The 24,666-nt window shown below is 60.6% G+C and carries 22 protein-coding genes; 13 read left to right on the top strand and 9 right to left on the bottom strand.

The genetic code is table 11. The features are described 5' to 3' along the window. Positions 1-2: 2 nt before the first annotated feature. The gene (locus BMZ42_RS13250; protein WP_091523234.1) at positions 3-1,460 is read right to left on the bottom strand and encodes an NAD-dependent succinate-semialdehyde dehydrogenase; all 1,458 of its coding nucleotides are present in this window, start codon (positions 1,458-1,460) and stop codon (positions 3-5) included. Positions 1,461-1,649: 189 nt separating this feature from the next. Between BMZ42_RS13250 and BMZ42_RS13245 the strand changes: the two genes are divergently transcribed. The 6 genes from BMZ42_RS13245 to BMZ42_RS13220 all read left to right on the top strand — a co-directional run bounded on the left by BMZ42_RS13245 (position 1,650) and on the right by BMZ42_RS13220 (position 7,230). Further along, entirely contained in the window at positions 1,650-2,210 is a 561-nt protein-coding gene (locus BMZ42_RS13245) for a histidine phosphatase family protein (RefSeq protein ID WP_091523229.1), read from the top strand. A gap of 124 nt (positions 2,211-2,334) precedes the next feature. Beyond that, positions 2,335-2,616, top strand: coding sequence for an acyl carrier protein (locus BMZ42_RS13240; RefSeq protein ID WP_091523225.1), 282 nt, complete (start codon positions 2,335-2,337; stop codon positions 2,614-2,616). Positions 2,617-2,649: 33 nt separating this feature from the next. Next, a complete protein-coding gene (locus BMZ42_RS13235) occupies positions 2,650-3,840 on the top strand; it encodes a beta-ketoacyl-ACP synthase (RefSeq protein ID WP_091523327.1) in 1,191 nt (396 codons plus the stop codon). A 16-nt stretch (positions 3,841-3,856) separates the two neighbouring features. Beyond that, entirely contained in the window at positions 3,857-5,131 is a 1,275-nt protein-coding gene (locus BMZ42_RS13230) for a beta-ketoacyl-ACP synthase (protein ID WP_091523222.1), read from the top strand. 126 nt (positions 5,132-5,257) lie between these two features. Next, positions 5,258-6,286 (top strand): zinc-binding dehydrogenase, encoded by a 1,029-nt coding sequence (locus BMZ42_RS13225; protein ID WP_091523219.1) that lies wholly within the window; start codon positions 5,258-5,260, stop codon positions 6,284-6,286. Further along, positions 6,286-7,230 (top strand): lipid A biosynthesis lauroyl acyltransferase, encoded by a 945-nt coding sequence (locus BMZ42_RS13220; protein WP_091523217.1) that lies wholly within the window; start codon positions 6,286-6,288, stop codon positions 7,228-7,230. Before BMZ42_RS13225 ends, BMZ42_RS13220 begins: the two co-directional genes overlap by 1 nt. 39 nt (positions 7,231-7,269) lie before the next feature. Here BMZ42_RS13220 and BMZ42_RS13215 read toward each other — a convergent pair whose 3' ends face one another. Together BMZ42_RS13215 and BMZ42_RS13210 are read right to left on the bottom strand one after the other, a co-directional pair. Beyond that, entirely contained in the window at positions 7,270-7,944 is a 675-nt protein-coding gene (locus BMZ42_RS13215) for a hypothetical protein (RefSeq protein WP_244523257.1), read from the bottom strand. Positions 7,945-8,112: 168 nt separating this feature from the next. Next, a complete protein-coding gene (locus BMZ42_RS13210; protein WP_091523212.1) occupies positions 8,113-9,672 on the bottom strand; it encodes a trimethylamine methyltransferase family protein in 1,560 nt (519 codons plus the stop codon). Positions 9,673-9,901: 229 nt separating this feature from the next. On the opposite strand from BMZ42_RS13210, the gene BMZ42_RS13205 reads away from it, so the two are divergent. Next, positions 9,902-10,600, top strand: a complete 699-nt coding sequence (locus BMZ42_RS13205; RefSeq protein WP_091523209.1) for a corrinoid protein — start codon at positions 9,902-9,904, stop codon at positions 10,598-10,600. Positions 10,601-10,648: 48 nt separating this feature from the next. Here BMZ42_RS13205 and BMZ42_RS13200 read toward each other — a convergent pair whose 3' ends face one another. After that, the gene (locus BMZ42_RS13200; RefSeq protein WP_091523324.1) at positions 10,649-10,807 is read right to left on the bottom strand and encodes an entericidin domain-containing protein; all 159 of its coding nucleotides are present in this window, start codon (positions 10,805-10,807) and stop codon (positions 10,649-10,651) included. Between the two features lie 97 nt (positions 10,808-10,904). Here BMZ42_RS13200 and BMZ42_RS13195 point away from each other — a divergent pair, with 97 nt between their 5' ends. The 5 genes from BMZ42_RS13195 to BMZ42_RS13175 all read left to right on the top strand — a co-directional run bounded on the left by BMZ42_RS13195 (position 10,905) and on the right by BMZ42_RS13175 (position 15,853). Next, a complete protein-coding gene (locus BMZ42_RS13195; RefSeq protein ID WP_091523207.1) occupies positions 10,905-11,462 on the top strand; it encodes a DUF1638 domain-containing protein in 558 nt (185 codons plus the stop codon). Between the two features lie 98 nt (positions 11,463-11,560). After that, on the top strand, positions 11,561-11,866 hold the full coding sequence (locus BMZ42_RS13190) for a virulence factor (protein WP_091523204.1): 306 nt from the start codon (positions 11,561-11,563) through the stop codon (positions 11,864-11,866). A 28-nt stretch (positions 11,867-11,894) separates the two neighbouring features. Next, positions 11,895-12,845 carry a methyltetrahydrofolate cobalamin methyltransferase gene (locus tag BMZ42_RS13185; protein WP_091523202.1) on the top strand — a complete coding sequence of 317 codons (951 nt, stop codon included), beginning with the start codon at positions 11,895-11,897 and terminating at the stop codon, positions 12,843-12,845. 13 nt (positions 12,846-12,858) lie between these two features. Further along, positions 12,859-14,919, top strand: coding sequence for an ASKHA domain-containing protein (locus tag BMZ42_RS13180; RefSeq protein ID WP_091523200.1), 2,061 nt, complete (start codon positions 12,859-12,861; stop codon positions 14,917-14,919). 49 nt (positions 14,920-14,968) lie between these two features. Next, positions 14,969-15,853 carry an alpha/beta hydrolase gene (locus BMZ42_RS13175; RefSeq protein WP_091523198.1) on the top strand — a complete coding sequence of 295 codons (885 nt, stop codon included), beginning with the start codon at positions 14,969-14,971 and terminating at the stop codon, positions 15,851-15,853. 16 nt (positions 15,854-15,869) lie between these two features. Here the strand turns inward: BMZ42_RS13175 and BMZ42_RS13170 are convergent, their stop codons facing one another. Beyond that, the gene (locus BMZ42_RS13170) at positions 15,870-16,766 is read right to left on the bottom strand and encodes a LysR family transcriptional regulator (RefSeq protein ID WP_091523195.1); all 897 of its coding nucleotides are present in this window, start codon (positions 16,764-16,766) and stop codon (positions 15,870-15,872) included. A 541-nt stretch (positions 16,767-17,307) separates the two neighbouring features. Here BMZ42_RS13170 and BMZ42_RS13160 point away from each other — a divergent pair. Continuing rightward, complete coding sequence (locus BMZ42_RS13160) at positions 17,308-18,240, top strand: GlxA family transcriptional regulator (RefSeq protein WP_420492472.1); 933 nt, start codon at positions 17,308-17,310, stop codon at positions 18,238-18,240. 42 nt (positions 18,241-18,282) lie between these two features. On the opposite strand, the gene BMZ42_RS13155 is transcribed toward BMZ42_RS13160, so the two are convergent. The 4 genes from BMZ42_RS13155 to BMZ42_RS13140 all read right to left on the bottom strand — a co-directional run bounded on the left by BMZ42_RS13155 (position 18,283) and on the right by BMZ42_RS13140 (position 24,581). Next, positions 18,283-20,844 carry a GcvT family protein gene (locus BMZ42_RS13155; protein WP_091523187.1) on the bottom strand — a complete coding sequence of 854 codons (2,562 nt, stop codon included), beginning with the start codon at positions 20,842-20,844 and terminating at the stop codon, positions 18,283-18,285. A 153-nt stretch (positions 20,845-20,997) separates the two neighbouring features. Next, a complete protein-coding gene (locus BMZ42_RS13150) occupies positions 20,998-21,267 on the bottom strand; it encodes a hypothetical protein (protein WP_091523185.1) in 270 nt (89 codons plus the stop codon). A 99-nt stretch (positions 21,268-21,366) separates the two neighbouring features. Further along, complete coding sequence (locus BMZ42_RS13145; RefSeq protein ID WP_175556717.1) at positions 21,367-23,781, bottom strand: mechanosensitive ion channel family protein; 2,415 nt, start codon at positions 23,779-23,781, stop codon at positions 21,367-21,369. 89 nt (positions 23,782-23,870) lie between these two features. Further along, entirely contained in the window at positions 23,871-24,581 is a 711-nt protein-coding gene (locus BMZ42_RS13140; protein WP_175556719.1) for a nitroreductase, read from the bottom strand. Positions 24,582-24,666 lie beyond the last annotated feature (85 nt).

Below are 24,666 nucleotides of genomic sequence, written 5' to 3'. Positions count from 1 at the left end.
GATCAGAGGCCGAGGCCCCCGATACAGACATATTTGGTGTCGAGGTAGTCCTCGATACCCTGATGCCCACCCTCGCGGCCCAATCCTGATTCCTTGACACCACCAAACGGCGCCTCAGGCGTCGTGATCAGGCCTTCGTTTACACCGACCATACCATATTTCAGCCCTTCCATCACCCGGAAGGCACGTCCCAGATCGCCGGTGTAGAAGTAGCAAGCCAGGCCGTACTGAGTGCTGTTTGCCAGCGCCACCGCTTCATCCTCCTCGTCAAACCGGAAGACCGGCGCGACCGGACCAAAGATTTCCTCTTCCATGAAGCGCATTGTCGGGTTTGCCTCGGAAATCACTGTCGGCTGGAAAAATGAACCGCCTAGCTCATGGCGTTTTCCGCCCGTCACGATCTTTCCGCCCTTGGCAGAAGCGTCCGCGATCAATTCTTCAACCTTCTCGACCGCCTTCAAATCAATCAACGGTCCCTGCTGGACACCGTCTTCAACGCCGGGGCCAACCTTGAGTTTCGCTGACGCTGCCGCAAATTTCTCGACGAACTCGTCATAGACTCCGGCCTGAACAAAAAAGCGGTTGGTGCACACGCAGGTCTGACCGGAGTTACGATACTTTGCCATGATGGCCCCTTCGACCGCACGATCGATATCGGCATCATCGAAGATCAGGAATGGGGCATTGCCTCCCAGTTCCATCGACACCTTCTTCACGGTAGCCGCCGACTTCTCAATCAACACCTTGCCGACTTCTGTCGATCCGGTGAAGGTCAGCTTCTTCACGATAGGATTCGCGCAAATCTCGTCGCCGATTTCGCCTGCCGCCCCTGTAACGATGTTCACCACGCCAGCGGGAATGCCCGCTTCCTCGCACAAGGCGCCCCAGGCCAGCCCGGAATAAGGTGTCTGCGAAGCAGGTTTCACAACGCTGGTGCAACCGGCAGCAATCGCCGGACCGATCTTGCGCGCCAGCATCGACGACGGGAAGTTCCACGGCGTGATAGCTGCGATCACTCCGACCGGCTCGCGCGTGACAATGATCCGCCGATCCGCCCAAGGGCTTGGCACAACGTCGCCATACGTCCGCCGGGCTTCCTCGGCAAACCAGAGGACATAGGCGGCGGATGCCCCGATCTCACCTTTCGCCTCGGCCAGCGACTTGCCCTGCTCAAGTGTCAGAAGCTGTGCGAGCGCATCCTGATTGTCGAGGATCGCGTCATGCAAATTGCGCAATAGCTTCGAGCGCTCCAGCGCCGTGGTCTTTCTGAAGGTCGCGAATGCTTTGTCGGCGGCTTCAATAGCGCGGCGGGTTTCGGCCTTGCCGCATTTCGGCACAGTGCCCAGCTTTTGACCAGAAGCAGGATTGATCACATCGATCGTAGCTCCGCTGTCGGCCTGCACCCACTCCCCCCCAATGAGGTTTGCCTGACGCATATAGGGGTTTGTTTTCTCGAGCATCTGCTACCTTCCCGCGCAATTCGCGCCTCACCGTGATATTCGGTCCAGTGCAAAATAATAGCGCGCAACAATCCGTGCGTTCAATCCCACTTGGCCGCCGCCGCTCACACATCACATCTCCAGCTGGCGTCACCCGCTTTCGTCTGCTCGCCTTCTCCCCTATATGAGACAGGCAACGAAGGAACACGAATGCTCCGCTACGTCTCGGCACTTGCTGCCATTCTTTTCCTCACCATCTCACCAGCCGCCGCGACAGAGGCCGGATGGGCTCTCCTTCGACAAGGTGGACAGATCGTTCTTCTTGTTCACGCAAATGCTCCGGGAATAGGAGACCCGACCCATTTCGACATCGACAATTGCCGCACCCAGCGAAACCTGTCGGAGCGTGGACGCCAGCAGGCAAGACGCATCGGTGCGCTTTTCGCCGCCCGTGCGGAGCCCGTCGAGAAAGTTTACTCAAGCCGTTATTGCCGCGCGCTGGATACGGCACGACTGGCGTTTGGAGACAGGCTGGTTGAGCCAACAGATGCGCTCAACCAGCTCCCGCAGGACCCTGACGCGGCCAAGCTCGCGTCAGCTGCCGTAATGGAGCTGATTCGGGATTATGACGGATCTGGCACGCTCGTTCTCGTAACCCATCCTGAGAACGTCGCGGCTTTTGTCGGCACAACGCCACGAGAGGGCACAGCGATCATCGTGGAGCAGCAGGGCGACGGCCTGCGGCAGATCGGACGCATTGTCTTCAACTGACCTTTGGGCCCTGGAGCGACGGCAAAACAAGCTTTTTACCCCGTCGCCCTTTTCCTGCCCACAAAAAGCGACTAGAGAGCCGCGATACCCAAATGACATGCCCTGAATCTCAGAGGGAAGCACAGTGACAACAACATTCGACAAAGTGGCCGACATCATCGCTGAGACCAGCGAGATAGATCGCGACACCATCACCCCGAAAAGCCACACGATTGATGACCTCGGCATCGACAGCCTGGACTTTCTTGACATCGTCTTCGCCATCGACAAGGAATTCGGCATCAAGGTTCCGCTCGAAAAGTGGACCCAGGAAGTTAACGACGGAAAAGCTCCCGCCGAGGAGTATTTCGTCATGGAAAATCTCTGCGCGAAAATTGACGCGCTGGTTGCCGCCAAGAACGCCTGACGCGCTTTGGCGCGCACCGAATATGGGTCGGATATGAGCGCACGAGACGTCGTCATCACGGGCATTGGTCTGGTTTCCTCTCTCGGAGAGGGAGCGGAGCGCCATTGGGAAGTCCTCAGGGCGCCCGGTGCCAAACCAGTCTATGACGCCGATATCTTCCACCCCTATACGATCCATCCCCTCCCGGAGATCGAGTGGGGCCAGCAGATCGCCAAACGGGGCGATCAGCGCCAGATGGAAACCTGGCAACGGCTTGGAACCTACACCGCTGGCGTAGCCTTGGGCGACGCTGGCGCGAAGGATGACGAACAGCTGTTGGCGACAATGGACATGATTGTGGCCGCTGGCGGCGGCGAGCGTGATGTCAACGTCGACCAGGCGATTCTCGACGCCGCCCTGTCCCGCAATGATCGTGACGTTCTGCTCAATGAAAAGCTGACAACCGAACTGCGTCCAACGCTGTTCCTCGCTCAACTTTCCAACCTGCTGGCTGGAAATATCTCGATTGTCCACAAGGTCACAGGCTCTTCGCGGACATTCATGGGCGAAGAAGGCGCGGGCGTGTCAGCAATCGAAACCGCTGTTGCCCGCATTCGCTCGGGTCAGTCGAGTCATGTGCTTGTTGGCGGTGCCTTCCAGACTGAACACCCCGACATGCTTCTTGCCTACGAACTTGGCGGCTTCCTCCACCGTAAACGCTGGAAGTCGATCTGGAAGCGTGCCGCGAATGACGGCGGCGGCGTTATTACCGGTTCCGGAGCTGCATTTCTCGTACTGGAAACACGCGAACATGCCGAAGCGCGCGGCGCGCGCATCTATGCAGTTATCGAACGCGTCGCCTCGGGCCGTTCGAAACGTGCCGACGGAAATCTCAGCGATGCGATTTCCGGACTGGTGCGGGCGTTGGACCTTCCGGAAGACCAGCTTCTGGCAATCTCCGGCGCATCGGGCGCACATGTGGCAACCGGCGCCGAGCGCAGCGCACTGGCCAGCGCAGGCAAGTTTGCCGTTCGCGGTTTCTCGTCGCTCACCGGCCACATGAAAGAAGCGCAGTTCCCGTTCGCGATTGCCCTTGCAGCGCTTGCGATCCACAACAACGCGCCCTACCCGCCATTCGACGCTGAGAATGAGTCGGAACTCAATGGGGGCCCGGTGGACGCGGCACTCGCAACCGCTATCGGCTACAGCCGGTTCGAGGGTGCTGCCCTCGTCGTCAAGGCGTAATTCGGAGGCAGCCATCATGTCCAGCAACACGGATCACCTCGGCAGGCCCATTGTCGCCATTACTGGTATTGGTCTCGTCACCTCTCTCGGCCAGGGCATCAAGGACAATTGGGCGGCCCTGACCGCAGGTCGTTCGGGCATCCACCCGATCACCCGCTTTCCGACAGATCACCTGTCGACAACCATCTCCGGGACGGTCGACTTTCTTGCGTCCAGCAACAAGGGCGCAAGCGCGCTGACCTACGAACTCGCCGAGCTTGCTGCTCGGGAGGCCGTGTCCGGAGCCAGCTTGAACGTCAACGATTTTGCCGGTCCACTCTTTCTTGCCTCTCCTCCCATCGAACTGGACTGGCATGAGCGCCTTTCACTCTATGACACAGCAGACCTGACACAGCCTGTCTACGAGCGTCTGCTTGCAGCCGCGCGCGAGCATATGCGCAGCGACACTTTCGAGGCGTCGCAGTTCGGCTCAATCGCGGATCGACTGTCAGACCGCTTTGGTGCCCGCGGCCTTCCGATCACGCTCTCAACGGCATGCGCTTCGGGCGCGACCGCAATCCAGCTCGGCGTGGAAGCAATCCAGCGCGGCGAGACCAGCCGTGCTCTGGCTATCGGCGCGGATGGCTCGGCAACTGCGGAGGCGCTGATCCGCTTCTCGCTCCTCTCCGCATTGTCGACGCAGAACGAGAACCCCGAGAAAGCTTCGAAACCCTTCTCAAAGGATCGCGACGGTTTTGTGCTTGCCGAAGGCGGCGCAGCACTTGTCCTGGAATCGCTTGAAAGCGCCAAGGCACGCGGCGCCAAGGTTCTCGGCATTCTGAAAGGTTGCGGCGAAAAAGCCGACGATTTCCATCGCACCCGCTCCAAGCCGGATGGCTCGCCTGCAATCGCCGCTGTTCGAGCCGCGATTGCCGACGCAGGGCTCCACGAAGACGAAATCGACTACGTAAATGCTCACGGCACATCGACGCCAGAAAACGACAAGATGGAACATCTGTCGCTGTCAACCGTGTTTGGCGAGCGCATCAAGCAGATGCCGATCTCGTCGAACAAGTCGATGATCGGCCATACGCTTTCAGCAGCAGGTGCAGTCGAGGCAGTCGTTTCCGTGCTCACCATGCAGCACGGGGTGATCCCGCCGACGATCAATTACGACGTTCCCGACCCCGCAATCGAGCTCGACGTTGTGCCTAACGTCAAGCGCGATGCGTCCGTTTCGAGCGTGCTATCCAATTCGTTTGGCTTTGGCGGACAAAATGCCTGCCTTGTCATGACACGGGAACCGGTCTAGGTCCGTTCCGATTGTGCAGTCTCCCGGCCGCGCCATGTCGCGCCGGGATCCGACAGCCAGAGATAACACATCAGCGCGGCCTCAGCCTGACTGGCTCTGCCGCGCTTTGAGATAAAGGCGGTTTCCATGCGTGCATTGCAACTCATCGAAGACAGGCGTCTTGAAGCTGTCGATCTCCCGCCCCCGCCTGCTCCAGCGCTGGGTGAAGTGACGCTTCGTATCCAGGCAGTCGCGCTCAACCATATCGACGTCTGGGGCTGGCGTGGCATGGCGTTCGCCAAGCGCAAGATGCCGCTGGTTGTAGGAGCTGAGGCATCTGGCGTGGTTGAGGCTGTTGGCGAAGGCGTGTCCGGCCTCGCACTCGGCCAGCTCGTTTCGATCTACGGCGCGCGCACCTGCGGCCTTTGCAAGCATTGCCGCGAGAAGCGCGACAATCTGTGTGAGCATGTCAGCGGTGTTCACGGCTTCCATCTCGATGGGTTCGCGCAGGAACTGGTCAACCTGCCCGCTCGTCTGCTGGTCCCGGCGCCTCCCGGCGTCGACGCTGTTGGCGCAGCCGTAGCACCGGTGACATTTGGAACCGTCGAGCACATGCTGTTCGACAACGCCAAGCTTCAGCCGGGCGAGACCATTCTTGTCCACGCTGGCGGCTCAGGCATCGGTTCAGCTGCAATTCAGCTTGCCAAGCGCATGGGCTGCACCGTCATCACCACCGTCGGATCAGATGACAAGATCGAGAAGGCCAAGGCGCTTGGAGCCGATCACGTCATCAACTACCGCGAAGACCGCTTTGAAGGCGTCGTGCGCAAGCTGACGAAGAAGAAGGGCGTCGACGTCGTGTTCGAGCACGTCGGTGCGGATACATGGGCCGGGTCGATGCTGTGCATGAAGCGCGGTGCGCGCCTCGTCACCTGTGGTTCGACCTCAGGCGTCTCCACCAACATGAACCTGATGCAGTTGTTCCAGCAGCAACTGAAGATCTTCGGTTCATTCGGATGCCGTATGGAAAACATGGCCGATGCAATGCAGAAGATGGCCTCCGGCATCGTCCATCCGGTGATCGATACCGAAGTCGATTTCGACGGCATCGGCAAAGCGCTGGAGCGCATGGAAGGTCGTGACGTGTTCGGCAAGATCATCCTGCGGGTCGGGTGATGAGCGAGACGCGCGCGCCGTTTCTGCGGCCGCTGATTGCCCGCACCCTGCGCGGGCTGAAGCAGGCGGAATACTGGATCATTGCGCGCCTTGCTTTGGGCGTGTTGTGGCTGCTGCGCCGCCTGCCGGCCGATGCTGCGCTCAACTTGGCCGATAGGGTGGTGCGTCGTCTCGGCCCGTTGGTTGGCCGCCACCGCGTTGCACTCGACAATCTGCGTCAGGCCTACCCGGAAAAGAGCGAGCAGGAAATCGCCGAAATTGCCTCCGACATGTGGGGCAACATGGCGCGTCTGGCCGGCGAATACGTCTTTCTTGACCAGTTGTTCGACTTTGACCCGAACGCGGCGGAACCGGGACGTGTCGAAGTTGTCGGTGCCGAAACCTTCCTGCGCCTGCGCGACAGCGGTCGTCCGCATATTTTCTTCACCGCGCACAGCGGGAATTTCGAGCTTCTTCCGGTCGCCGCAGCCCGCTACGACCTCAAAGTAACGGCTTTGTTTCGCGCGCCAAATAACCCCTATATCGCCAAATACATCTTTTCGACGCGCGCGGAATCGATGGGCGAATTGCTCGCCTCGCGCGCCGGAGCCGCCTTCGGCCTCGCCCGCATTCTCGAGCGCAATGGCAATATTGGCGTTCTCGTCGACCAGAAGTTCACACGCGGCGTGAAAACCACCTTCTTTGGGCAGGCCTGCAACACCAGCCCGCTGGTGCCGAAGCTTGCGCGCCAATACGAATGCGACGTCTACCCCGCCCGCTGCATCCGCCTGCCCGGCAACCGCTACCGGCTGGAGATTCAGGATCCTCTGGTCCTTCCGCGCACCGAGAAGGGCACCGTCGACGTCAACGCCACCGCGCAATTGCTCAACGACACCGTCGAGGGTTGGGTGCGCGAACATCCCGGCCAATGGATGTGGTTCCACAAACGCTGGAAGATGGAGTGAGGTAAACTCGCCTGTCTGTCACTTCGGCAGCGGATTTCCTCACAACCCTGCAAACGCCGCCTGATGGAATGTCTGCACCGATGCGGGGTATCGGTACTCTATACCAATCGGACAAGCGTTCCTCGCCTGACACCCGGTGCAATGCTGTCCCTCCGGCCCGCGCACATATGCCAGGCATCGCTCATAGGCGAAACCAGCTGCGCTGAATGCATCTACCGGGCAGGCATTCATGCAAGGTTTTTCGACACATACGGCGCACGGATGATTCAATTGTTCAGCTTGTTGAATCTCGATCTCAGCATCGAACAACAACGCGCCGCGGAACGCATGCCACAGACCGTAGACCGGATGAATCAGCAATCCAATCGGAGACGGACGTAGCCGTTCGGCACGGATTGCCCATTGCTGAAACGGCGCATACGGCCGGTCGTTTGGCAGAAGGGCACGGGCACCCACCAGCGACGCAACCTCTTCCAGAACCGACCGCGACCATGCGTCGAGCGGATTAGCCAAATCCTGAGTCTGGGTGGAGCGCCACCGCTCAAAATGCGGCCAGTAATCCGCGCCACCGTGGCCGACGAGAACCACCGACCGTGCCGGCATGCCCAAAGGCCCGTTAGGCGCGTGATCCTCGGACGACAAGGCAACCGCACCGCGGACCATAAGGCCGCATGCCGTTAACGCGTCGTCGATTTGAGAGATCAGGTTGGGCACGGAATTTCTTCTCCGAGGGTGACATTATTTCGCGCAAGCGATACCGCTGGGACAGGCACGCTGTTAACGAAGAACACGCGCCTGTCTCTAGCTGTCGCGCATAGGGCCACGCCAGACATGATCATAGATGATATTGGCCACTTTAGCCCGGCCGGAATCGGGCTCTTTTCAGGTGAACGCGTCGGGCATCGATTCCTTCTTGCGCGCGACGAAATCATTGAGGCCATCGCGGATGCCGGGGTCGAGCGGCGGGGCCTCGTAGGAATCAAGCCAGTTGCGTGCCAACGCGTTAGCGCGTGTTTCGACCCGCTGCTGGCCTTCTGCCTGCCATTGCTCGAAGGAATTGTTGTCTGCGACCGTCGAACGGTAGAACGCCGACTGGAAATTGGCCTGAGTGTGGGCGCAGCCGAGGAAATGGCTGCCGGGGCCAACTTCCCGGATCGCGTCCATCGCCTGACCGTTTTCCGATAGGTCGACACCGGCGGCAAAGCGCTGCGCCATGCCGAGTTGGTCGATGTCCATCATGAATTTTTCGTAGCAGGAGGCCAGCCCGCCTTCGAGCCAGCCGGCGGCGTGGAGGACGAAATTGGTGCCGGCGAGCATGGTCGAATTCAGCGTGTTGGCGCTTTCATAAGCCGCCTGCGCATCCGGGATCTTTGAAGCGCACAAGGAGCCTCCGGTGCGGAACGGCAGGCCGAGACGGCGGGCGAGCTGCCCTGCCCCATAGGACACCAGCGACGGTTCCGGGGTACCGAAAGTTGGCGCGCCCGACTGCATCGAGATCGACGAGGCGAAGGTGCCAAACAGCACCGGCGCGCCGGGACGGATCAGCTGGGTAAACGCCGCGCCTGCAAGGACTTCAGCGAGCACCTGCGTCAGCGTGCCAGCGACCGTCACCGGGCTCATCGCGCCGGCAAGGATGAACGGGGTGATGATGGTGGCCTGATTGGCGCGGGCATAGACCTTGGCCGCGCCGAGCATGGTTTCGTCGAACACCATCGGCGAGTTGGCGTTGATGAGATTGATGAGCACGGTGTTCTGGTCGACGAACTCGTCGCCAAACAGGATTTTCGCCATCGCCACCGAATCCTCGGCGCGTTCGGGCGCGGTGACCGAGCCCATGAACGGCTTGTCGGACAACGTGATGTGGGCCAGCACCATGTCGAGATGGCGCTTGTTGACCGGCACGTCGACCGGCTCGCAGACGGTGCCGCCCGAATGGTGGATCGACGGCGCCATATAGGCGAGCTTCACGAAATTGCGAAAGTCCTCGATGGTGGCATAGCGGCGGTTGCCGTCGAGATCGCGCACGAAGGGCGGGCCGTAGACCGGCGCAAACACGGTGGCGTCGCCGCCGATCTGCACCGAGCGGGCCGGATTGCGCGCATGCTGGGTGAAGACGGACGGCGCGGTCTTCAGCAGCGACCGCGGCAGCCCCTTGGGGAAATGGACGCGCTCGCCGCGCACATCGGCCCCGGCATCCTTCCACAGCGCCAGCGCTTCGGCGTCGTCGCGAAACTCGATGCCGGTTTCCTCCAGCACGGTGTCGGCATTGGCCTCGATCAGCGCCAAGCCTTCCTCGTTGAGCACGTTGTAGACCGGAACTTCGCGCTTGATATAGGTCAGTTGCAGCCCCGCACCACCGCCGGTGCGCGCCGCACGTCGCGCCGCCGCACCACCACGTTCGCCGCGCCCTCGCCGTCCACCACCGTCTGTCTGGTCTTCCATAGCCGTTCCCCGTCTGCGCAGGCCCATGTTTGGTTGACTAGGATCGTAGGCCGGACGCGCCATAAAAACGGCCACTCCGCGTCAGAGCCTGTCGCAAAATCGACAGATAACGCAGTCGCTTTCCCGGCGCGGGACGTCGCAAATCAGCCAAGCAATCGTTCTTGTCACAGCTAAGATTCCGACAGAACAACAAGGCAGCGGCTATGTCTGCTGCTTTCGGGAGCCAAACATGTCTGACGATGAAATCATCCTTTCCGAGCTTTCCGACGACGAACTCGTCCAGCAGATGCACGACGACCTCTATGACGGGTTGAAGGAGGAGATCGAGGAAGGCACGCAGATCCTGCTCGACCGCGGCTGGCTCCCATACAAGGTTCTCACTGAGGCGCTGGTTGAGGGCATGCGCATCGTCGGCGAGGATTTTCGCGACGGCATCCTGTTCGTGCCGGAAGTGTTGCTGTCGGCCAATGCCATGAAGGCCGGCATGTTCATCCTGCGCCCGCTGCTGGCCGCCACCGGCGCGCCCAAGCAGGGCAAGCTGGTGATCGGCACCGTCAAGGGCGACATTCACGACATCGGCAAGAACCTTGTCGGCATGATGATGGAAGGCGCCGGCTTCGACGTGATCGACCTCGGCATCAACAATCCGGTCGAAAAATACCTCGCGGCAATTGAAGAACACAAGCCGGATATTGTCGGCATGTCAGCGCTGCTGACGACAACGATGCCCTATATGAAGGTCGTGATCGACACGATGAAGGAAAAGGGCATTCGCGACGATTTCGTCGTGATGGTCGGCGGTGCGCCGCTCAACGAGGAATTCGGCAAGGCCGTGGGCGCAGACGCCTACTGCCGCGATGCAGCCGTTGCGGTGGAGACGGCGAAGGATTTCATGAAACGCAGGCACAACGTCCGCGCCTCGGCGTGAGACACGGACATCGCGTCATGCGTTACGCAAGAGCTTGCCGGCGAGTGGTTAGTTAGCGGCACGTTCCACGCTTCGACCAGCGTCTTGTGTCGCCTGAACGGCGTTGGCAGTATCGCGACCGGCACCGCGAATGGTGTTTGCGCACCCCGCCGCAAAAGCAGTGACGAGAACGATGGCTGCAACTCTGGTAAACATACTGGATGTCATCTTGGCTCTCCGCATCATGACGCGCCAAGGGGGCGCGTAACTGGTGACGAACGCTCAACGCACGAACGCGGAAAAAGTTCTCGTGATCGCCTGTGGGATGATCGCACGCGAGGTACTGGCGGTGAAGGAGCGGCTCGGCTTCGACCATCTGGAGCTGACCTGCCTGCCGGCGGAATTTCACTACCGCCCCGACAAGATCGCCCCGGCGATGGATGCGGCGATCGAAAAGGCTAAGGCCGAGGGCTATCAGCATATTTTTGTCGGCTATGCCGATTGCGGCACCGGCGGCCATCTCGACGTGGTGTGCGAAAAACACGGCGTCGCGCGCATGGCCGGGCCGCATTGCTTCGCGTTCTATCAGGGCGAAGCGGCGTTTGCGAAAGTCGCCGATGGCGACATGATGTCGTTTTACATGACCGACTTTCTGTGCCGCCAATTCGATGCCTTCTTCATCAAGCCATTGGGACTGGATCGCCACCCGGAGCTGATCACGGATTTCTTCGGCAATTATGAGAAGGTCATCTATCTCGCCCAGACCGAAGATCCGGCGCTGGAACAGGTCGCCAAGGACGCCGCCGTCCTGCTCGGGCTCGGCTATGAAAAGCGTTTCACCGGCTATGGCGATCTGCAGCGCGATCTCGGCAAGTTGAAGTGAGACGCCCACGTCGCAATTGAGGGTGCGCGCGTCGTGGGCCAAACAGCTTGCCTGCCCGCCCTTCGGCAATCCTGTCTTCTGAGTGAGGAAGGAAACAGATGGCAGATCTGATCGTCGTCTACTGGCGGGATATTCCCGCGCAAGTGATTGTCAAGAAAGGCCGGCAGAACGCCAAACGCGAATTGCCGCTGCGCTTTACCGAAGCCATCGACATGTGCGCGATGCGCACCGGCGCGGGCGACACCGACGCCTATCTGGCCGAATGGCGCAAGGCCGAGCCGGTGCCCGTCTCCGACGATCTCGAAGCCGAAGCCGACAAGGCCGCCGCCGCGCTCGACGCGCAATTCGACCGCGACACGCTTGTGGCGCTGGTCAAGGCCGGCGGCCACCACGTCCATTCCTGACCCCGACCGTTTCAACGAGGACATCTCCATGACCCGCACCATTGTCGCCTCCGCGACCCGGGAAATCGTCATCGGCTTCGACCAGCCATTTTGCGTCATCGGCGAGCGCATCAACCCGACCGGGCGCAAGAAACTCGCCGCCGAGATGATCGCCGGCAATTTCGACACTGTGCGCAAGGACGCGCTCGAACAGGTGCTGGCGGGCGCGACGATGCTCGACGTCAATGCCGGCGTCACCGCCGTCGACCCCAACGCCACAGAACCGGGGCTGATGGTGCAAACGCTGGAAATCGTCCAAAGCCTGGTCGACGTACCGCTATCGATCGACTCGTCGGTGACGGCGGCAATCGAGGCGGGCTTGCGCGTCGCCAAGGGCCGGCCGCTGGTCAATTCGGTAACCGGCGAAGAGGAGAAACTCGAGGCGATCCTGCCGCTGGTAAAGAAATACGACGTGCCGGTGGTGGCGATCTCCAACGATGAGAGCGGCATTTCGATGGACCCGGACGTGCGCTTTGCGGTGGCGAAAAAGATCGTCGAGCGGGCAATGGATCACGGCATCAAGCCGGAAGACGTGGTGGTCGACCCGCTGGTGATGCCGATCGGCGCGCTCGGCGATGCCGGCCGCCAAGTGTTCGCGCTGCTGCGCCGGTTGCGCGAGGAGCTGAAGGTCAACACCACGTGCGGGCTGTCCAACATCTCGTTCGGCCTGCCGCATCGCCACGGCATCAACGCCGCCTTCATCCCGATGGTGATCGGCGCCGGCATGACCAGCGCGATCATGAACCCCTGCCGCCCGCAGGAGATGGAAGCCGTGCGCGGCGCCAACGTGCTGGCTGGAACAGATCGCGACTGCACGACATGGATCAAGACCTACAAGGATTTCAAGCCGGGCGAACACGCCGCCCCTGCCCCCGTCGCCAACGACGCCGCCCCCACCCGCCGGCGTGGCGGTCGCGAGGCACGGATGGCGAAGGCTTAAGGACGCACGACAGATGGCCACCACCGATCCGCTTGTTTTGTTCATGCCGTCGGGCAAACGGGGGCGGTTTGCCAAGGGGACCGTCGTGCTGGATGCGGCGCGGGAGTTGGGCGTTTATGTCGAGAGCGTCTGCGGGGGGCGCGCGACCTGCGGGCGGTGCCAGGTCATCGTGCAGGAGGGAAATTTCGCAAAGCACGGCATCACCTCGGCCAACGACCATCTGTCGGCCCGGGGCGCGAAGGAAGAGCGCTATGAGCGGGTGCGCGGGCTGGCGGATGGGCGGCGGCTGTCGTGTTCGAGCACCATCGAGGGTGATCTCGTCATCGACGTGCCGCAGGATACCGTCATCAACGCGCAGGTGGTCCGCAAGGCGGCGCTCGACCGGGTGATCGAGCGCAATCCGGCGGTGCAATTGTGCTATGTCGAGCTGGACGAGCCCGACATGCACAAGCCGCTCGGCGATCTCGACCGGCTCAAGAAGATGCTGGAACAGGACTGGCACTATCACGATCTGCAGGTCGCGCCGCATCTGCTGCACGAGGTGCAAAAAATCCTCCGCAAGGGCGAATGGGGCGTGACGGCGGCGATCCATCGCGACGGACCGACCGCGCGGCCGACGATCATCGCGCTGTGGCCGGGGCTGCACAACGAAGCCTATGGCATCGCCTGCGATATTGGTTCAACGACGATTGCGATGCATCTGGTGTCGCTGTTGTCGGGGCGGATCGTGGCTTCGTCGGGCGCGTCAAACCCGCAAATCCGCTTCGGCGAAGATCTGATGAGCCGCGTCTCCTATGTGATGATGAACCCCAACGGCCGGGAGGCGATGACGACGGCGGTGCGCGAAGCCGCCAACGAGCTGATTGGAAAAGTCTGCGCCGAGGGCGACGTGGCGCGCGACGACATTCTCGACATGGTGTTTGTCGGCAATCCGATCATGCACCATCTGTTCCTCGGCATCGACCCGACGGAGCTGGGACAGGCACCGTTTGCGCTGGCAGTGTCCGGCGCGGTCGATGTGCCGGCTTCGACGCTGGACTTGAGCGCCAATGCGGGCGCGCGCGTCTATCTGCTGCCGTGCATCGCGGGACATGTCGGCGCGGATTCGGCGGCGGCAGCGTTGTGCGAGGGACCGCACCGGCAGGACGAGATGATGATGGTGGTCGATGTCGGCACCAACGCCGAGATCGTGCTTGGCAACCGCGACCGGGTGGTGGCGGCGTCGTCGCCAACCGGCCCGGCCTTCGAGGGCGCGGAAATCTCGTCGGGCCAGCGCGCCGCGCCCGGCGCAATCGAGCGCGTGCGCATCGACAAGGACACACTGGAACCGCGCTTCAAGATCATCGGCGTCGACACATGGTCGGACGAGGACGGTTTTGCCGAAGCCTCAGCCCAATTGGGCGTCACCGGCATTTGCGGCTCGGCGATCATCGAAGTGATCGCGGAAATGTATTTGTCGGGGGTGATTTCCGAGGACGGCGTGATCGACGGCGCGCTGGCCGACAAGACGCCGCGCATCCTGCAGAACGGCCGCACCTGGTCGTATCTGCTGCATGACGGCACGCCGCGCATCACTGTGACGCAAAACGACGTACGCGCGATCCAGCTCGGCAAGGCGGCGCTTTATGCCGGGATCAAGCTGTTGATGGAAAAGCTCGGCATCGACCATGTCGACCGGATCAGCCTGGCCGGCGCGTTCGGCACCTTCATCGACCCGACCTATGCGATGGTGCTGGGGCTGATCCCCGATTGCGACCTCGACAAGGTCAAGGCGGTCGGCAATGCCGCTGGGCACGGCGCGCTGATGGCGCTGCTCAACCGCGACCATCGTCGCGAGATCGAGGACACGGTCACCCACATCGAAAAGATCGAGACCGCGCTGGAGCCGAATTTCCAGAGAATCTTCATCAATGCGATGGCGCTGCCCAACAAGGTCGATCCGTTCCCGTTTCTGGCGCAGCAGGTGACGCTGCCGCCGCGCCAGATCGAGCAGGATGCCGGCGACGGGACAGACAGCGCCGCCCAGCGCCGCCGCTCGCGCGAGGATCGCGCGGCACGGCGCAGCCGCACTTGACGCGATGCGGTGAACAGGTTTCAGTTTCGGCACGATTGCGGGGGATCCCATGCCGAGCCTGAAAGCCCATCTGTTTGCCTTCATCCTGAAGAACACCCGCAAGAAGGCGTTTCGCAGTGCCGACGGGCTGCACGCGTGGATCGCCAAATCGCGACCGAAACAGGACCATTGCCCGCCGGCAAAAATTGCGCAGCGTCTGGTAATCGAGACACGGGCGGTGCAGGCATTTCCCGTCTATGAGGCGTGGCCGAAATCAGGCGGCGCGACGCGGCGGGTGCTGTATCTGCATGGCGGGGCCTATTGCTTCGAAATGACGCCGTTTCACTGGAACCTTGTCGCGGAACTGGCCGAACGCCTCGACGCGCAGGTAACGGTGCCAATCTATCCGCTGGCTCCGGAACACCAGTTCGACGTGATCTACGGCATGGCGCGCGCTGTCTATCAGGACGTTATGGCAGACGAGCGAGAGGTGGTTCTGGCCGGCGATTCCGCCGGCGGCAACATGGCGCTGGTTCTGACGCTGATGGCCGCCGAGGAAGGTTGGAAGCTTCCCAGCCGATTGGCGCTGCTGTCGCCGAGCGTCGACATGACGCTGAAGAACCCAGCAACACTGGAAGCCGCCAAGCGAGACCCGTGGCTCGACGTCGACGGCGGGCGCGAATCCGTGCGGATTTATGCCGGCGGCCTCGAGTTTTCCGACTGGCGCATCAGCCCCGCCTATGGTGACCTCACCGCACTGCCGCCAACGCTGGTGTTCTCCGGCACCCGCGATTTGCTCTATCCCGACACGGAAGTGTTCGCGCAAAAGGCGACGAAGGCCGGCGCGCAAGTCGAACTGGTGACAGGCGATGGAATGATCCACGTCTGGCCCCTGCTCCCCATCCCCGAAGCGCGCGCGGCACGCGACAGAATGGTGGCGTTTCTGGCCGGGTAGACGCGGCGGCGACGTGCTAAAACTTTCCGGTTTCGCGAAAAGAGTCAAAGGTCGCCCGAATGTGATCAGCCGCGGCAAGGACTGGTGCAGATGCGTCTGGTGCGATGATCATCGCTAGATTGTATCGCGAAAGCGGCGGCAGCCCTTCTTCTGGTCCTAGAGCAACGATCTCATCGCCAATAAAGGACTTGGGCAAAGGCGCGACTGCGAGATCGGCAAGGATCGCGGCACGCTGACCGGCTGTATGTGCACTCATATAGGCAACCCGGTATTCACGCTCAGCGCGTCCAAGCGCCTCCAAAGCATCGGCACGCCATACGCAGCCCTCCTCCCACAGCGAGACAGGCAAAGGCGCGCGTAGATGAGCGCTGCCACCGCGTGCCCCAGCCCATACGATTGGCTCGGTCAATACGACTTCAGCACCGACCGGAATATTGCGACACGCAGTGACCAGCACAATATCAAGCGAACGTTCATTCATGCGCTTGTGCAGGTTGGCGGACATATCAATGGTTACATCCACGGCGATGCATGGATGAGAACGCGCGAACCGCTTGAGAACATTGGGCAAAACACGCTCGCCAAAGTCATCAGGCGACCCAAGCCGCACTACACCTGAAATGTCCGGCAGCACGAACTTGGCTACTGCCTCGCGGTTGAGCGCGAGAAGACGCCTCGCGTAACCCAGCAGGATTTCGCCGTCCGGCGTCAGAGTAACCGATCGCGCATCACGCCAGAAAACGGATACACCGAGAATCTCCTCAAGCTTCTTGATCTGCATGGAAACTGCGGACGGCGTTCTGAACACCGCATTTGCCGCGGTCGTAAAACTTCCGGTTTCCGCAATTGCAACGAAAGTGCGCAGCACTTCCAAATCCAGCAGCGGCAATGGGTGATGCAAGGGGGCGTTCATGGTGCGCTACGATTCAATATTCTTGAACAAAAGGATCACTTGATTTCGTTTGATTGAATACCCTCATTTCCCCATAGTCAAGTCAGACAAGATGCATTGAACAGCATCTTTCCTCCCCGGAAATGGAGTCGGCTATGTCTATCTTTCAGGCACTAGCGAACCTTACTTCGGACTACCGAGCCCGGCGCCGGCGCTACTACAACTATGTAACGCTCCGCTCCTTGCCGGTTGAAATCCAGAAGGATATTGGCTGGATGGAAGCTCTCGAGCGGGTAGAGCAAGACGCTCATTCAAGAAACGAATATTGAGCCGGGCTGATCGGGCGCCTGACAGTGTTGTTGATACGAATGAATTCATTCGCACTAAAATATTTGTCTCTTGAAGATGGGCCAGGCCATTGACAGTCCATCATATTTCGGATGACGCTTTGCTGATCGCGACATGACCTGTCTGCGGGCCGCTTTACCGCTGGGAGGCACAAGTGACCCCATCCAAGAACGTCAAACGCTCGATCGTTTTCTTCCTGATACCCGACTTCACCATGATTGCGTTCGCGACCGCGCTCGAACCGTTGCGCGCGGCAAACCGGATGCTCGGCTACGAGGCCTATCATTGGCGTATCGCAAGCGTGGACGGGAAGCCGGTATATGCCTCAAATCGGGTCGAATGCGCCGCCAACACGTCACTCGAAGAGGAGCGGCGCAAGATGGCTGGGCAAGACCGCCCATCCATGGTGATCGTCTGCTCTGGTTTAAACGTCGAGAAATACAGCCAACGCACCGTGTTTGCCTGGCTGCGCGAAGAGTATAATCGCGGCGTTGCGATAGGCGGCCTGTGCACAGGGGCGCATGTGCTGGCTCAGGCAGGACTGCTATCCGGCAGAAGATGCGCCATTCACTGGGAGAACCTCCCAGGTTTTTCGGAAACTTTTCCAAAAGCTAACGTCTACGCCGATCTTTTTGAGGTTGATGGCAACATCTACACCTGCGCCGGCGGCACGGCAGCTCTTGACATGATGCTGAAGCTGATTGGCGATGATTTCGACGACAACCTGGTCAATCGCGTATGTGAACAGGTACTGACCGACCGCGTACGCAGCCCAACCGACAGACAGCGCCTGCCTCTGCGCGCACGGCTTGGCGTGCAGAATTCGAAAATCCTGACCATTATCGAACTGATGGAGGCTCACCTTGCAGAGCCCCTTTCGTTGATCGAAATTGCCGACCACGTGGGGCTTTCGCGACGGCAGATTGAGCGGCTGTTCCGCCAGGAAATGGGTCGCTCGCCTGCACGCTACTATCTGGAAATCCGGCTGGATCGCGCGCGGCATCTTCTGATTCAGTCGACATTGCCAGTAGTCGAAGTAGCGGTTGCATGCGGTTTTGTTTCCGCTTCGCATTTTTCGAAATGCTACCGCGAACTCTACGCCCGCTCACCGCAGCAGGAACGTGCCGATCGAAAGCTGGCAGCATAGAACTTTTCCGCTTCCCCTCGATTCTACGCAATGTGGAAAACTTCAGCTGCGCGGCTTCGTGTTCTCCGGGTCATAGAGCGGTTGGTAGCCAACGGCGGCGATTTCGGCGGGGAAGGTTTCGCCGAAATAGTCGACCGACAGCACCCGGCCCGGCTGGCAATGGCTCCACGGAATGTAGGCGAGCGCGATGTTTTTGCCGAGCGTCGGGCCGTAGGCGACCGAGGTGGTGTAGGAGCGGCGGCCGAGTTCGTCGACCAGAACCGCACCGGTGGCGGGGTCGATCACCGGCATGATGCCGACAGGGTAGCGCACCACGCCGTTTGCGTCCGTGGTGTCGGTGAGGACGAGCGTGCACAGCATCGCCGGTTGGTGTTCGCGGGCGCGGTAGGCGAGGTGTTGCTGCTTGCCGCGGAAATCGGCGTCCTTGACCTTGGGGCGCGCCAGATCGGCTTCGAGCAGATTGTACTGGGTGAGCAGGTCGGCGTTTTGCAGGCGCAGGCTTTTTTCCATGCGGCGCGAATTGGCGTAGGTCTCGACGCCGAACGCCATCACGCCGGTGCTGCGCAACGCATCCCAGACGGCAAGGCCGTCATCATAGGCCATATGCAGTTCCCAGCCCTGCTCGCCGACATAGGAAATGCGGAAGGCAGTGACCATTTTGCCGGCAATCTCGATCGGGCGGATCGCGGCGAAGGGGAAGTTGTCCGGCTCAAGCGCGGCGGGGTCGGCGACGACCTTTTTCAGCGTGGCGCGGGCGTTGGGTCCCCAGATGCCGATGGTGACGTTTTGCTCCGACACATCGGTGACGGTGACGTCAAAGCCCTTGTCCTGCGCGACGCGGCGGACATAGTGGAAATCGCGCGGCCCGGCGTCGGCGCCGTCGATGATGCGACAGCGGTCTGCCATGCGGATGACGGTCAGATCGGCGCGCACCATGCCTTCCTGGTCGAGGAAGTGGGTGTAGATGCCCTTGCCGATATTGGCGTCGCCGCCGATTTTGGCCGCACACAGCCATTCCATCAGCGCGACGTGGTCGGGGCCTTCGACATCGAAGATGAAGAAATGCGACAGATTGACGATGCCGCAATCCTCGCTCATCGCCAGATGTTCAGCGTTGGAGACGCGCCAGAAATGGCGGCTGTCCCATTCGTTTTCGCGCACCGGGACGCGGTCGGCGTATTTTTCAAGCAGATGCTCGTTGGCGGCATAGCCGTGGGCGCGCTCCCAGCCGCCGAGTTCCATGAAGTAGCCGCCCAACTCGACCTCGCGATCGTAGAACGGCGAACGCTTGATGTTGCGGCTGGTCGCATAGGGTTCGCGCGGGTGGATCGCCGGGTAGTAGATTTTGCGCGCCGCCTCGCCGCCGCGATTTTCGATGAAATCTTCCTGCAATTGATGCGGATAGAAACGGGCATAGTCGATGCCGTTATGGTCGACTTCGGTGCGCCCGTCGGTCATCCAGTCGGCGATGAGCTTGCCGTAGCCGGGGCCATCCTTGACCCAGATGCCGACGCAATACCACAGGCCGCGCACCTTCTGGCTTTCGCCGCAGGACGCGCCGCCGGCGGCCGACGCCTGCAACAGACCGTTGAAGGAATGGCTTTCGTTGTAGCCGATCTCGCCGAGGATCGGCGTCAGCTCGATGGCGCGCTCCAGCGGTTCAAGGATCTGCTCCATGTCGAGGTCGCGCTGCGAGGGCGACAGCCGCGCCTCGTGCTTTTCGAGCAGGTCGCGCGGATGGACGAGACGGGGATTGTCAGTCTCGTAATAGCCCCATTCGAGCTGGCCGCCCTCGGTGGATTTGGGGTCGCCGGTATCGCGCATATAGGCGGAATTGCCCTGATCGCGCAAAAGCGGATAGCCGATCTCCTTGCCGGTGCCTTCAAAGGCGTTGAACGGACCGAAGAAGGTCAACGGGTGGTCGACCGGCATCACCGGCAGGTCCTCGCCGACCATCTCGGCGATCAGCCGCCCCCACAGGCCGGTGCAGACGACGACGTGATCAGCGCGGATGGTGCCGCGATGGGTGACGACGCCGGCAATGCGGCCATCTTCGACCAGCAGCGACTGCGCCGGGGTGTTGGCGAAGGCGGTGAGCTTGCCGGTCTTCTCGGCAGCGTCAACGAGCTTGCCAGCGACGGTTTGCGAGCGCGGCACGACGAGCCCGGCGTCGGGGTCGAACATGCCGCCCATCACCTGGTCTTCCTCAATCAGCGGGAACAGCGCCTTGATTTCGGCCGGCGAGACGTAGCGGGCATTGGTCCCGAAGGCGCGCGCGGACATCAGCTTGCGCTTGATCTCCTCCATCCAGGCATGGTCGCCGGTGCGCGCGACTTCGAGGCCGCCGACGCGGGCGTAATGACCCATCTTTTCAAAGAAATCGATCGAATATTGGGTGGTATAGACCGACAGCAGATCGTGGCTGGTGGTGTAACAGAAATCCGACGCATGGGCGGTCGAACCGATGTCGGTGGGGATTGCCGACTTGTCGATGCCGACAATGTCGTCCCAGCCGCGCTCGATCAGGTGATGCGCCACCGACGCGCCGACGATGCCGCCGAGGCCAATGACCACCACCCTCGCCCGCTGCGGAAATTCTGCCATGTCCCACGCCTCCTCCGCGATTGTACGGGGAGACAATAAACGGGCCGATGAAATGGACGAAGCCTGTTTGCGACATGGCCCACGCGAGCCGCGACAGAGACAGGATCAAGAAAGACGACGCCAGTCGTCCGGCAGACCGCCGGACAGGCTTGATCAGAAAATGGTGGCGCGGCCGGATTCGATTTCAAGGCGCTCGGAGCCGGTGAGCGCCTCCCGGTCCCCGTTTGGCATGACCACAAAACACCCGGCGGGACAGATTTCGACAGTATCGCCCGCACTGACAACGACTTCGAACTGCTGCCCGGCCTCAGTCACCGTCAATGTATAGGGAACCGCATCGTGGTTGATCACAGTAGCGGCCAATGAGAGCCCCGGAAATGCAACAAACGCGACGGCTGTTGTGGCAGCGAGAAGTCTGATCATGACATTTACGACAGGAAGTCGCTCCCGATAGTCTCTAAGCCACCATGGCCCGAGTGAGTGTACATATAGATGTTCTCACCTGAACACCACCTGAACGGTCTAGACGAGCGGGGCGACCGGCCGCACAAGTCCGGTCGGTTGAGTATAGGGCAAATCAATGCCCTCCGCTTTGAAACGCTCAAAAATCTGAAAGCGCACCTCGTTGAGGAAGGCGCTCTGACTCGTGATGTCCGCAAGGAAGGCACGCAGTTCAAAATCAAGCGACGATACCCCGAACCCCAAAAACAGCACGACCGGTTCAGGGTTTTTCAGGACGTTCGGTTGCGCGCGGACTATTTCCAGCAGCAGTTCCTGTACTCGACGAGGATCGCTTTCATAGGATGCACCAACCTTCACCTCGACCCGGCCGAGCTTGTTGCGATGCGTCCAGTTCGCAACCGAGGCGTTGATCAGCAACGAGTTGGGTACGATAACCGTCTGTCGTTGGAAGGTTTCAACCTCAGTAGCGCGCACACTGATCTTCTTGACCGAGCCCTCAACCCCGCTGGCGACAATCCAGTCGCCAACCTTGAACGGCCGCTCCGCAAGCAAGATCAGCCCGGAAACGAAATTGTTGACGATATTCTGTAGCCCAAAGCCGATACCCAGCGACAGGGCACCGGCGACGAGCGCCAGATTGGACAGGTCAAGCCCGGCAGCCGAGATGGCGACAAGCCCGGCAAGCGCAATACCGGCATAACCGACAGCCGTACCAATCGAATTGCGCAGGCCAGGATCCACCCGGCCCCGTGCCATCACCTTGCCATCGAGCCAGCGCTGGAAAACGCGGGTGCCAAAGTAACCCAGCAGGAACACCACGATACCGGTGACTATGCCAACCAACGAGATCGAAATCGAGCCGATGCGCAATTCGTTAGCGGCGTTATAGGTCCATGCTTCAATATCGCCCCACTGAAAGCCCCACTGAAGGAAAATAAGGGGCAAACCAATGGCCAACACAAGCAGGTTGATCAGCATGCCGAAGACCAGACCAAGCTGATCCTTCGTCGCTTCATCGATCTGATATTTTCGGTCCAGAAACCGGCCAAGGCCCGTGCGCCCAAACGCTCCAATATCCGAAACGGCGGAAGACGACTGATAGCCGAGATACATCGTGGCCAGAATTGCGCCTGTGACAACCACCTGCTGGGCTATGAAACGGGCCAGACCGATATAGCCGAGCAGCGCCGCCGCGATGGTTCCGCCTGCAAGCAGGAAAATCACGGCGCGTGACAGCGTTGCCCAGCGGCTTGGCGGACTGCCGTCTTTTCTCGTCCTCGGCAGCACAAGCCCGATGATGCCAAGTAGCACGCCGACCAGCACCGTGTAGACGAGGCTCTTTGCGACCGTCAGGGTCAGCGGCGAGCCCAGCACCTGGTTGATGCGACTGGCCAGGTGATCAACCCCTGTGACGAGCACCATCAGGAAAGTAAGGCCGAGCAACAAGCGGGCGCCGCTGTCCGATACCGGAACCATGCGCCAGTTGGGCAGAGCCGGCGCGTATACCGAATGCAGCAACGACCAGACGGCAAAAAGCACCGCGACGACCGTGAAGAGACCAGCCATCATTTGCGCAATGTCGCTGCGCAGAAGTCCGAAATAACTATAGAAAAAATACGTCGCGCCCAGAAATGCAACGAGAGACAAAGAAGGAAGCACCGTCGACCAGAACGAAACCGAAAGCCGCGCAAGATAGCTTGGCTCGGCGCGCGCGGGGTCGGGCTTGCCAAGTTGACCAATAATTTTCCTGCCGCCGATGAACAGAACAGCTGCCGCTGCAGAGGCAAACAACGCTGCCAGAAGTGCAGAATTCAGCTTGTATCTGAGCATGAACACAAACCAGGAAGACACCGCGTTCTTCAGTTTGCGCGTTTCCGTCCGTGCGTCGTGCCAGACGTCCGGGCTGAGGGCGGAGGAGATATCGTAGCGCCTCGACAGGGAACTGCTAAATAACGCACGCCGCGTCTGAGCAATTTCTTCGATCAAGCGGGTTACGCGAAGCGACAGGCGCTCGGCCTCGCCCAGCAGCGCATTGATATGCGACTTCTCTTCGGTCAGGCTCTGACGTTCGCGAGCCAGAGTTTCTGGCTCGGCCGGCTCTCCCTCGCCTCGCGATGGACCGATTTCATCCAATCGCGCATTGATAGCAGCGAGGCGCGGACGAAATGAAACGCCGGCAGCGATCAGGTCTCGGGCGAGCGCATCAAGTTCCGTGCGAATTTCAACCAGCACGGCATCATTGTCGGCATTGCCTGCCACCCGCGCCTGGAGAATTTCGGCCCGCTCACGAATCCAGGCAATTTTCTCTCCCTGTTCGGCGACGATGTCGGGATCCGATGTCCGCGCTGGTCCCGCTTCAGGCTGCGCGCCATTGGTCTCGACGGCTCCTTGCGTCTGCGCCAGGGCAACATTCGAACCCGCCGCCAACATCAGCAGCACGAGAAGCCGGAGGAATAAAGACGCCGTCCACTTCATGCGATGAACGAAATTCCGTGAGGACCAATAGCTGTTGATATGCGACAGCGCCCGCAGCGGCAAGCCGCGCTGCACCAGGCAGCACATGTTTACTTGACGAAGGTCACGAACTCTTCAAGCGGTGCGCGTTCGCTACGCAAGCTGTTTTCGGGCTTGCTCTCGTCCTCATAACCAAGTGCCATGCCACACACCACGATCTCCTCGTCAGGCAGTTCGAGGATCGGACGGATCAGACGGTGATAGGGCGCGAATGCCGCTTGCGGGCAAGTATGGAGCCCACGTGCACGCGCCGCGATCATGATCGACTGCAGGAACATGCCGTGGTCAAGCCACGAACCGACATTGAGCCTGCGATCGATCGTGAAGATCAATCCAACCGGCGCATCGAAGAAGGTGAAGTTGCGATCGTGCTGCGCACGCATCTTCTCCACCTCGCGACGGCCAATGCCGAGCAGGCCATAAAGAGCAAATCCATTGGCGCGACGGCGTGACTGGTAAGGCTCAAAAAACTGGTCAGGATAATACTTGTACTCATCCCATGCTATTTTTTCGGGACGAATACCGGAATTGAGGATCGCGTCGGTCACTGCCTGTTTCTTATCGCCAGAAACAACAAACACTTTCCAGGGCTGCATGTTGGTGCCAGATGGGGCTCGTGCCGCAACCTGCAGGATTTCACGGATTACATCGTCTTCCACCGGCGTAGGGAGAAATGCGCGCACAGACCGCCGCGAGATAATCGCGTCGTCGATAATCGCGGTTTCGTCAGTGGTGTGATTTGTCCCGTCGGGAGCCAGCATGTCGAGCCTTTCGCTGTGCCACGGGATAACCCCTGAAGCATCATGCAAGAAACGAGGCATCGCATAGGCCAAACCGGTCGGGCAA

The sequence above is a fragment of the Aquamicrobium aerolatum DSM 21857 genome (assembly GCF_900113935.1).
GTDB lineage: Bacteria > Pseudomonadota > Alphaproteobacteria > Rhizobiales > Rhizobiaceae > Aerobium > Aerobium aerolatum.
The sequence above is the reverse complement of the archived record's forward strand: the minus strand, read 5'-3'. Positions and strand labels throughout refer to the sequence as shown.